General features: G+C 40.6%; 7 protein-coding genes. 4 read left to right on the forward strand and 3 right to left on the reverse strand.

The annotated features are described in order from the left end of the window. Both L650_RS0112935 and ccoG read left to right on the forward strand, forming a co-directional pair. A partial coding sequence (locus L650_RS0112935; protein ID WP_029773377.1) for a sigma-54 interaction domain-containing protein occupies window positions 1–1,221 on the forward strand: 1,221 nt, incomplete at its 5' end. Between the two features lie 144 nt (window positions 1,222–1,365). Continuing rightward, window positions 1,366–2,748 carry a cytochrome c oxidase accessory protein CcoG gene (gene ccoG, locus L650_RS0112940; RefSeq protein WP_029773378.1) on the forward strand — a complete coding sequence of 461 codons (1,383 nt, stop codon included), beginning with the start codon at window positions 1,366–1,368 and terminating at the stop codon, window positions 2,746–2,748. An 18-nt stretch (window positions 2,749–2,766) separates the two neighbouring features. On the opposite strand, the gene L650_RS0112945 is transcribed toward ccoG, so the two are convergent. From L650_RS0112945 to L650_RS0112955, 3 genes are all read right to left on the reverse strand, one after another. Beyond that, entirely contained in the window at window positions 2,767–3,177 is a 411-nt protein-coding gene (locus L650_RS0112945) for a hypothetical protein (RefSeq protein ID WP_029773379.1), read from the reverse strand. A gap of 251 nt (window positions 3,178–3,428) precedes the next feature. Beyond that, window positions 3,429–4,343, reverse strand: coding sequence for a M14 family metallocarboxypeptidase (locus L650_RS0112950; RefSeq protein ID WP_024032190.1), 915 nt, complete (start codon window positions 4,341–4,343; stop codon window positions 3,429–3,431). A gap of 64 nt (window positions 4,344–4,407) precedes the next feature. Next, window positions 4,408–4,992: a hypothetical protein gene (locus L650_RS0112955; protein ID WP_029773380.1), complete on the reverse strand. Its 585-nt coding sequence runs from the start codon at window positions 4,990–4,992 to the stop codon at window positions 4,408–4,410. Window positions 4,993–5,290: 298 nt separating this feature from the next. Here L650_RS0112955 and L650_RS0112960 point away from each other — a divergent pair, with 298 nt between their 5' ends. Beyond that, window positions 5,291–7,810 (forward strand): UvrD-helicase domain-containing protein, encoded by a 2,520-nt coding sequence (locus L650_RS0112960; protein WP_029773381.1) that lies wholly within the window; start codon window positions 5,291–5,293, stop codon window positions 7,808–7,810. A gap of 185 nt (window positions 7,811–7,995) precedes the next feature. Continuing rightward, window positions 7,996–9,564 (forward strand): hypothetical protein, encoded by a 1,569-nt coding sequence (locus tag L650_RS0112965; protein ID WP_029773382.1) that lies wholly within the window; start codon window positions 7,996–7,998, stop codon window positions 9,562–9,564. Window positions 9,565–9,803 lie beyond the last annotated feature (239 nt).

Below are 9,803 nucleotides of genomic sequence, written 5' to 3' on the forward strand. Positions count from 1 at the left end.
CCAGCCGATGAATGCCAAATATATTGCACCATGTTTGATGGCAAACGCCGCGAGGTTAAAAACGAAGTATTTTGGCGCAAAGACGGCACCTCGTTTGCAGTAGAATACACATCAACCCCCGTTTACAGGCAAGGAGAGTTAATTGGTGCGGTCGCGGTATTTCGCGATATATCGGCGCAGCAGCAAACCCAAAACGAGCTTAAGCAAGCGCTTGAGCAAGTTAAGCATTTGAGTGAGCAGCTGCAAGATGAAAATAACTACCTAATTGCAGAGCTTAACGAAGACTGGCAAGACTCAGGTTTAGTTGGCCAAAGCCATGTTTTTCAAGCTATGTTGGCGCAAATTAAACTCGTTAGCGAAACCGACAGCACAGTATTAATTTTAGGTGAAAATGGAACCGGCAAAGAGCTGGTGGCGCGTAACTTACACCGGTTAAGTAAACGCAGTAATCAAGCTTTTATAAAAGTGAACTGCGCAGCGTTTACGCCAAGCTTGTTGGAGTCTGAATTATTTGGCCACGAGCGCGGTGCGTTTACCGGTGCAAACGAGCGACGTAAAGGCCGCTTTGAACTGGCCGACAAAGGCACACTGTTTTTAGACGAAGTTGCTGAGCTGCCATTAGAAGCGCAAAGTAAATTGCTACGGGTATTACAAGAGCAAGAGTTTGAACGGGTTGGCGGTAGTACTACGCTTAAGGTAAATATTAGAGTATTGGCAGCAACCAATCGCGACTTATGGCAAATGGTGCAAAAAGGCACCTTTCGAATTGATTTATATTACCGCCTTAATGTGTTTCCTATTAAAGTGCCTGCGCTTAAAGAGCGCAAAGAAGACATTCCTTATTTATGCACCAATTTAATTACTCAACTAAATAAACGCTTAGCAAAGCAAATAAAAGGGGTGAGTAAAAAAGCAATTAGCCAACTACAAGCTTATGATTGGCCTGGTAATATTCGCGAGTTACAAAACGTACTAGAGCGCGAAGCTATTTTAACTAAACATACTGTCCTTAAACTGAGTCAGCCATTGCATGGCGATGCAAGCACAGCTGTAAATACATCACTTACGCTTGCAGAGGCGCAAAAACAGCACATTATTGCGGTGCTTGAATTATCACAGTGGCAAATATCTGGCGATAAAGGCGCTGCTTGCAAATTAGGCTTGCCCGAGAGTACTTTGCGCTCAAAAATGCGTAAACTAGGAATAAGCAAAAATACGTGATATATCGCGCTATTCGTTAAATATCGCGGATCAATTTTTCCGGTAATTTATAAATGTATTTAATATCAATTGGTTAGTTAAGCTTTCAGCTTGGTCTGAAAGTTGCAAAAGTAGCATTAATACCGTCACTATTAAGTAGCTACTATGAAGTTTGATATTAAAGAAGAAGATATGATCATCAAGCCCTATAACACACCAGGGCCTATTTATATTCGTGAGCAAAAAGGCTTTTACCAACAAATACGCCGTAACCTTGGTTGGTTACTTATGCTTATGTTTATTGCCATTCCTTGGATTCAATACAAAGGTGAGCAAGCCGTGCTACTTGATGTAGCCACGCAAAAGTTTACTATTTTTGGTTTAACCTTACTGCCGCAAGACTTTATGATTTTAGCGCTGCTATTTATGGTAGGCGCGTTTGCTTTGTTTTTTGTCACGAATTGGCTTGGCCGTGTGTGGTGTGGTTATACCTGCCCCCAAACAATCTGGATGTTAATGTTTAGTTGGGTTGAGCAACGTATAGAAGGTACTCGTAATCAGCGTATAAAGTTAGATAAATCGCCATGGAGTACATTAAAGTGGCGTAAAAAAATAACCAAACACGCTGCGTGGCTTGTTATATCGCTGCTTACTGCAACGTCGTTTATGGCGTATTTTATTCCCGCTAAAAGTTTATACCTTGAAATGTTTACCTTACAGTGGTCGGGCATTACCAGCTTTTGGGTGTTTTTATTTGCATTTTGTACTTATGGAAATGCCGGCTTTTTACGCGAAAAAATGTGCAATGTGGCGTGTCCGTATTCTCGCTTTCAATCGGTGATGTTTGATAAAGATACATTGGTAGTGAGCTACGATGCAAAGCGCGGTGAAAACAGAGGCCCTCGCAAACGCAAAGCTGATCCTAAAGCCCTTAATTTAGGCGACTGCGTTGATTGTAATTTATGTGTAGAGGTATGCCCCGCGGGCATAGATATTCGTAACGGCTTGCAATACGAGTGTATAAATTGTGGCTTATGTATTGATGCCTGTGACGACACTATGGATAAATTTGGCTATCAAAAAGGGTTAATTAAATACGCCAGCGAAAAACAGCTAGAAGGTAAAAAAACCAATCCATTTAGGCTTAAATTAGTGGGGTATGGTTTATTAACAGGGGTATTACTTATTTCTATGATTGCGTGGGTATTGCAACGTACGCCAATAGAGGCATCGGTACTGCGCGACAGAAACGCATTATACCGTGTAAATTATGAAGGCTTGGTAGAAAACCCATACACACTCACTATTATCAATAAAACCCAGCAGCCATTGCACTACGGCGTAGCCATTGAAGGCCTACCTGTGGCCACACTTAGTGCGCCAAGCTCTATTTTGGTATTGCCAGGAGTGATGAAAAAAATTCCGGTTACAGTCACCGCCGATGGCTACGACATAGCAACAAAAGTGACCCCAGTTAGCTTTGTGATTACCGCTGTAGAAAACCCTGATATAGCGATTACTAAAACAAGCCAGTTTTATAAAAACTAGCAATGGCTTGGGCTAAAATTAGCTCACGCCATTATTTAATTGCGATGAAATAAAACGTTTTGCAGCATCTAGGTTATCAAATAAACATTGGTTAAAATCTACATCGCGTTTAGCGTTTTGCATTATTCGCTGCATTTGGCTTATAGCAATAGGGGAGGTGAGGACAAATGCACTTATCAAGCAGTTAGTGTGCTGCATATGTGTGCTTATGGCGACCATTTCTTGCTCTGCATCGGGCGTAGCTGCAAGTACACACGATGAGTCGCTTATGTAACCCCATTGCTTACCTTCAAATTCAGCCACAGTATCAAAAAGGGCAGTTTTAAAGTTGGCCAATAGCTCTAGGTCTAAATTTCCGCTAAATTGGGCAATAATTATATTGCCCTCAACGGATAAAGTTACCTCAGCATGCTTATTTTTATACTTCATCGTAGGTTCCTAATTTCAATTAGTTTATAACTTATACCAATTTGCTTAATTAAGTTAGCTATCTTGAGGCTAGTAAAACGTGTTGATAGCTTGTCAAAAAATCCGCTATTCAGTTGTTCTTGGCAATTGCTCCTGCATTGCTCTCCCTTCTGCATCCATGCAGTCTTAAATGAAAGTTTTTTAACGAAGGTAGCGACACGTTTAGCCCCAAAAAATGATTAAGTATTATTGCACATGGGTATTTAAAGCCCCTAAAGTGACTTTAAATAATCTAACGCGCCGGTAATAACAGCAACTTGCGCTTGAGTACACTGCTCATCTGAGGCAGTTGGGCTATCTGGGTATACTTCGGTTGTAGTTACATAAGGGGCATTGGTAAAGCCCATGCATAAGCCCAATTCGCGTGCTGCGTAATTGATAACGCCAAATTGTTCCTGCGGTACACCAATTAATTGATTGTTTTCGTCACTGGGGGCAATGTGCGTCACCTTCTCAACACTATTTAAAATGGCTTTTTGAAACTCAGGTGCTGGTTTTTTGCTATCAGCCACTAAATAAAAACCATCTGGTATGTTCCAGTTGGTGTTAATTTTACCATCGCGCGCCGCCAAAGCGGGTCTAAATTCACTGTTGTCTGTGTCTGTGGTTTCGTGCAGATCAATATGCGCAACTAACTCAGTGTTTAGCGAGGCTACATATTTCATTATAGCTGCAGATTCTTGGGCAGGGCTGTTATCGTAAAAAGAGCGATTTGGATCAATTGCTTCTGGGTTCCAGCGATTTATGGTTTCAAAACCCCACGGGCTAATACAAGGTGCAATAATAAAGTTAAAACGCGTTGTATAAGGTGCAACAGCGGTTTGAGCAAATGCCAGCGCACCCATAACGCCACTTGTTTCGTAGCCGTGCACACCCCCAGTAATTAACACGGTAGGGCGATCACTTTGCCAATTTTTACTTTTAAATAAATAAAGTGCAAAGCTAAGCGGCGAATAATTTAATTCGCCGTACTGCTCTACATCTAAAAACTCATTAGGCTGGGTAATTTTACTTACTACGAGCTGGTTATAATCGCGCTTTTTTTGTTGAAGTTGTAACCATGCTGCTTTATCACTGTCGTTCCATGGTTTATTAGGGGTACCAATTGGGTATAAAGTGTCGCTCATTGTGTGCCTTTAACTTGTCGCTTTATAAAGGCGTTAGCTTATCGCTGCAATTAACAGCCTGCAACTAGAAATGCTCAGTTACACCAGCCGTGTTTTCGTACAAGGTGGCGTTTTCACGTTTATGTTTTTCATATAAATACTCACGTAATGCCTCTTTACCACTTTTGATACTGACAATTTTTGCGGCATAGCCTAAATTAGTTTTACGGACTAAATCTATAAGCAGAGTGACTTTTTTCTTATTGGGTAGTTTAAACGTAATATGTTGCGCGTGGGTAAGGCTATAGCGATGATCGCGCGGCTTTAATAGCACGCCACTGCTTGAGAGCGAAAGCACATAAAAGCGCTCGCTTTGTAAATGCAGGTCTGAATAACGCCAGCTTCTGTCTACACCTTCGGTATCAATTACCTCAGGCGCACTCAGTACGGGGTTTAAGTAGCCGTCATCGTTGAGCTTAAACTCAAGCGGAAACCACAACTGATAATGGCCTACCTCAGCTAACATGGTTAATTTAGCGTGAGACAACAAACCTTTTAGTGTATCTGGCAAAGCCGTTTTTAAGCTAAGCTGCGAGTTATCGTTTGTATTGTCCTTGTTACTGCCTACAACAGACGAAATAAAACTTAACTCTTCCTTAGTTAAATCCATATTATTTCTCGTTTAATAAAAGCTTCACATTAAACTAATAGTGCAATTTGTTCAATATTCAAACGTAAAGTTTAAGCAAATTTAAACACCTGTTTAGAGTAAATACTTAAGACGAGTTGATTGTTTTAGGAGGTGTTTAGCGCAGTTTAAACACCCAATGTACACAGCCTATGGGCTATTTATGAGGCCTGCTTGTACATGCTTTGGTTAACCAGNGCTGCCACTTTTAAGGCGGGTCGCGCCTTGGCGTTTAAATTGTGATAAAATTTATTTTTAATTTTAGTTTATTCAAGGTTTTATGGCGCAGTTTATTGCCACTCCAAGCTGGTTAGGACGTTTTTTTACGCGTATTAACACCGTTACTATTAAGCAAAGTTCACTCGTTATACATTTTAAAAATACTACTTCACGCGCCTATTTAATTAGCGACTTTACTAATTTTACACAATTTAAAAAAGGCCTGTTTAGCGGGAAAATAACCCTCAACCATAATAAAAAAACGGTAATTAGCTTTTTAAATAAACAGCAGGCTCAAACGCTTAGTGAGCAGCTAAACAGCGTTTTTGCCAATCACCTAGAAGAAAAAGTGAACACAGCAAAAACGCTTGTAAAACGTTATGCAACAAACGAGTATCTTCGCGACTCAAACGTGCCGTTATTAAAATCGGCGGTGTTTTCACTGGCACAGCAGTACGGCGCTTTACCTGCACTATGGCAGCAGCATTTATCGGCCATTAATATTAAGTTTTTAACTATTTTAAGTAGCTCACCAACAGTAGCGCATGCCACAGAGCAGCTACGTAAAAGTTATGAGCAAAAAACACTAACGGCAAGAGCCGACTTTTATAATGTGGTTGAATCAAACCCGCTTACACACGAGCAACGCCTTGCTGTTATACGCAATAACGACAAAAATTTAGTGCTAGCGGCCGCAGGCACTGGCAAAACCTCAGTAATGGTTGCAAAGGCACTGGATTTAATTGCTCATGGTGGTGTAAAACCCGAGCAAATATTGATACTTGCTTATAATAAAAATGCAGCAAACGAATTAAATCAACGCTTTAATTTAAGGGCGCAACAAGCAAACTTAAAAGTTACGCCGCCTACTATTTTAACCTTTCATGCGCTGGGGCTTAAGTTACTGCAAAGCGCTAATAAAACACGTAGTTTATCGCCTTTTGCAAACGATGCTATGGCGCTTAATCAATGGTTTACACAGTGGCTTGGTAATACCCTAAAAACAGACTCACGTTTTTGTAAAACTTTTGTTGAGACACTGTATGAACCTACTGATAGCCTCAATACCGAAACTAGAACCGCAACTAAAACCGCAACTAAAACCACAATAAAAGCACAAACCTATCAAACCCTATCAGGGCTAAAAGTAAGCAGTTATCAGCACTTATTAATTGCCAACTGGCTTTACATGTATGGTATTGAACACACTCACCAAAATGATGACACCGCCGATTTTTACTTGCCACAGCACCAGGTTTACTTGGCGCATTTTGTGACAGATAGGCAAGGTAATTCAGTGCAGCACGCGGCTAACTTGCACAATAGCGAGCATATTAAATATGTTCGCGCGCACCATAAAAAACAGGGCCATGCATTGGTACAAACATTTCATTATAACTGGCAAGAAGGTCAGCTTGAGCAGTGTTTAAAAGCACAACTACAAAAACATAAAGTACACATTAACCCCGTAGATAACCACGCAGTGTACGAGCGTTTATCTGCAACAGGGCTGTTAAAGCAAAATATAAATAAATACTTAAACTGCCTAAGCGCAATACGGGGTGAGCAACTATCTAACGCTCAAATAGCAGCGCGAATAGCTAAAAGTGGCATTATAAATCATAAAAGTTATGCAATATTATTGGTGGCAATGCAGCATGCATACTACGAAAAATTAAAAGAGCAAGATGCTATTGATTTTGACGACATGATTGCAAGCGCAGCTCAGGCGGTTAAATCGGGGGAGGTAAGTGTACCTTGGCGCCATATTTTAGTTGATGAATTTCAAGATATTTCATGCGCACGCATGGCGTTTTTAAATACGTTAATAAAGAGTGGTCCACAACCTTGTTTTACTGCGGTTGGCGATGATTGGCAGGCTATTTATCGGTTTTCAGGCGGTAATTTGGCGCTTACCACACAGTTTAACGATTTAATAGGCAGCCACTCACTCACGTTATTGCAAAAAACGTTTAGATATAACAACAGTATTAGTGAGGTAGCGGGGCGCTTTGTAATGCAAAACCCTGAACAATATAAAAAGCACATAACCACACATACGCAAGTAAGCACCCCTCAAGTTGTGTTACTTGACGATTTACACCAAGGTAAAAAGTCAGTAGCACTAAAAGTGCAGCAAACTATAGCCACAATTAATAAAAATAATAGCACGGCCAGTATTGCCGTATTGAGCCGTTATCGGTTTATGCTTAATGAGGTAGAGCAGCACTTAGCAGGTAACAACTTTGCTAACCCACTGCACTTTTGGACACTGCACGGCTCAAAAGGGCTCGAGGCTGATTACTGTATTATTATAGGTTTTGAGCAGGGCAAGTTAGGTTTTCCAAGCGATAACTCTGGTAATTTACTTGTTGAGGCATTATTGCCCGCACCAGATACCTTTAATCATTCAGAGGAGCGACGTTTATTGTACGTAGGGATAACGCGCGCTAAGCATAAAAGCTATTTAATTGCTCCGCCATCTGCGTGTTCTGAATTTATTAGCGAGCTAATAAACGATAATTACCCTATTGATATAGCCTCTAATTTGTTTGTAAAACAAAGTAAGTATAATAAGTAAGATTAATGGTTAAATGTAAGAGTATTGGCTGCGTAAAACGCACATCGCGCTTTTTTAACTAGCAGTCAAACTTGCTTTATACACTAATGCCATGTGTCGCAATCATTGAGACCCACATTTACTATTTAGCCTGCCTTTACATGCTGTTAAACTTAACGCCTATTTAGATCATTTTTGAGAGCGTTATGCGTACCCGTGCTTTTTTTACTAAGCGAGTGAGCTTTATGCTCGTATTATTTACTTTATTTTCATTTAAAGGGGCTGCCCAGCAGCAAGATCAAACCCTTATTTTAGCCGGTAGTACAATTAATAGTTGCAGTGCTAATGCAGCGCAAAGTTGCAATACGCAAAATAACTCAAATTCACAAAGCGTGTTTAAGGTAACCAATACTAATATTGAGCAAATAAAATTAAATTGGCCGACTAACAATACAAATAACCAAGCAAATGTTTTAAATACCTTACGTGCGCTTAGTAGCAAAAATGCAAACGCAGTCTCTAAAAGTGAGCTGCTTTGGCAATGGCGCGATATAAACAACGAGCAACTCAATAGCCTAACAAAGCAAGAGTTTAACTTTGTGTTTGATATGCTCGAACAACCTCATGCAAACACCACCCCAAAAGCTGAGCCACCAAGCAACGGTATATTGCAATTTATGGCGGGGAGCTTAAAGGTTGCTAACCCAACACCCACCTTATTAATTATTAGCGCAGCCCAGCGCGACCCATACGCACAGGTAGAGGCGCTTAAAACGCTTTTACCAAAAGGTGTAACCAGCCAATGGTTACCGCTTACACCTGCACTTGCTAAAGCAATTACTAACAATACCTGTAGTGATTTACCGGCGCTGCGTCACTCACAAATGAACCTGTATAATCGCAGTAATGTATACCCCGAGCTCATAAAGGCTGAGCAAACACTTTGTAATAATGGGGTTGAGGCGTTAGTTAATTTAATAAACACCAGTACCGGTGTTTTATTTAGCGACGGCACGGCTAAAAATGCTTTAAAAGCACTGTATGATGAAAATAATACTGCCTACCCCTGGACGAACGCGCTTAAAACTCGCCCTGTTATTGTAGGGCTAGGTGCAGGAAGTAAAATACAAAGTGAAAACGTCTATCTCTCACAGCACCAAAGCGAAGCGGTATTAAAAGCAAAGCTTGCCCCACAGCCTACTGCGCTTAACGGGTTAAACACGTTTACCTATGGGCCACTGAGCACTCGCTTTAGTGAGCAAAATCAAACGCTAAACCTAGCGAGTACATTAAATACCGCAAAGCAAAAAAACGGTGATATTAAGCACGGTTTTGGTATTGATGAAAACACAGCCCTCGTTGTTATTAAATCCAACAAAGGAAATTTAATGACGGTAATAGGGCAAAGTGGGGTTGCGCATTTAAGTACGCAGCAAAAAGCAAACAGCTATAACTACTCGTACTGGCCTGCTCGCAGTGTAATAGATATTACTAATACCGGGTTTGAACTTAGCGAGCGCACCATTAGCCAAGCATTAGCGCCTGTTAAAATACCGCCTTTACCGGTGCAGCGTTTTGCCAATATTTTAACCGATTCAAAACTACGCTCGCTTACGCAAGCTATGTGCCTAAGCCAAGAGCAAAGTGCGGTAGGGCAACAAGATGACCTTTTAATAAATTTAACTGCCACAAAAAATACGGATTATTACCGCATTAATACCCAGCCGTATGGTTGCGCATTAAGTAATTTGTCACTGAATGTAGAGCGCTTTTAACTTTAAGCGCTAGTACTAAATATACTTAATAACCCGATACAAAGGTTTATGTTTATTTTAATCGGCTATAAAATAGCGCCCAAGTAATTTATACCTATTCGCTTAATTTAGTGGTTACGTTATACGAATAGGCATTAACCAAGCAGATTTTACAAAGAGTAATTTATGAATAACGAGCACGACATAATCGACAACCTAGCAGAGCTAGAGAACTTTTTAGTAATGGTAGAAAACGGCGG

Source organism: Pseudoalteromonas sp. TB51 (genome assembly GCF_000498055.1).
Lineage (GTDB): Bacteria > Pseudomonadota > Gammaproteobacteria > Enterobacterales > Alteromonadaceae > Pseudoalteromonas > Pseudoalteromonas atlantica.

Excerpts from the sequence above, each read along its gene's own strand:
- ccoG (WP_029773378.1), top strand. The coding sequence starts at position 1,366 with ATGAAGTTTGATATTAAAGAAGAAGATATGATCATCAAGCCCTATAAC.
- L650_RS0112945 (WP_029773379.1), bottom strand. The coding sequence starts at position 3,177 with ATGAAGTATAAAAATAAGCATGCTGAGGTAACTTTATCCGTTGAGGGC.
- L650_RS0112950 (WP_024032190.1), bottom strand. The coding sequence starts at position 4,343 with ATGAGCGACACTTTATACCCAATTGGTACCCCTAATAAACCATGGAAC.
- L650_RS0112955 (WP_029773380.1), bottom strand. The coding sequence starts at position 4,992 with ATGGATTTAACTAAGGAAGAGTTAAGTTTTATTTCGTCTGTTGTAGGC.
- L650_RS0112960 (WP_029773381.1), top strand. The coding sequence starts at position 5,291 with ATGGCGCAGTTTATTGCCACTCCAAGCTGGTTAGGACGTTTTTTTACG.
- L650_RS0112965 (WP_029773382.1), top strand. The coding sequence starts at position 7,996 with ATGCGTACCCGTGCTTTTTTTACTAAGCGAGTGAGCTTTATGCTCGTA.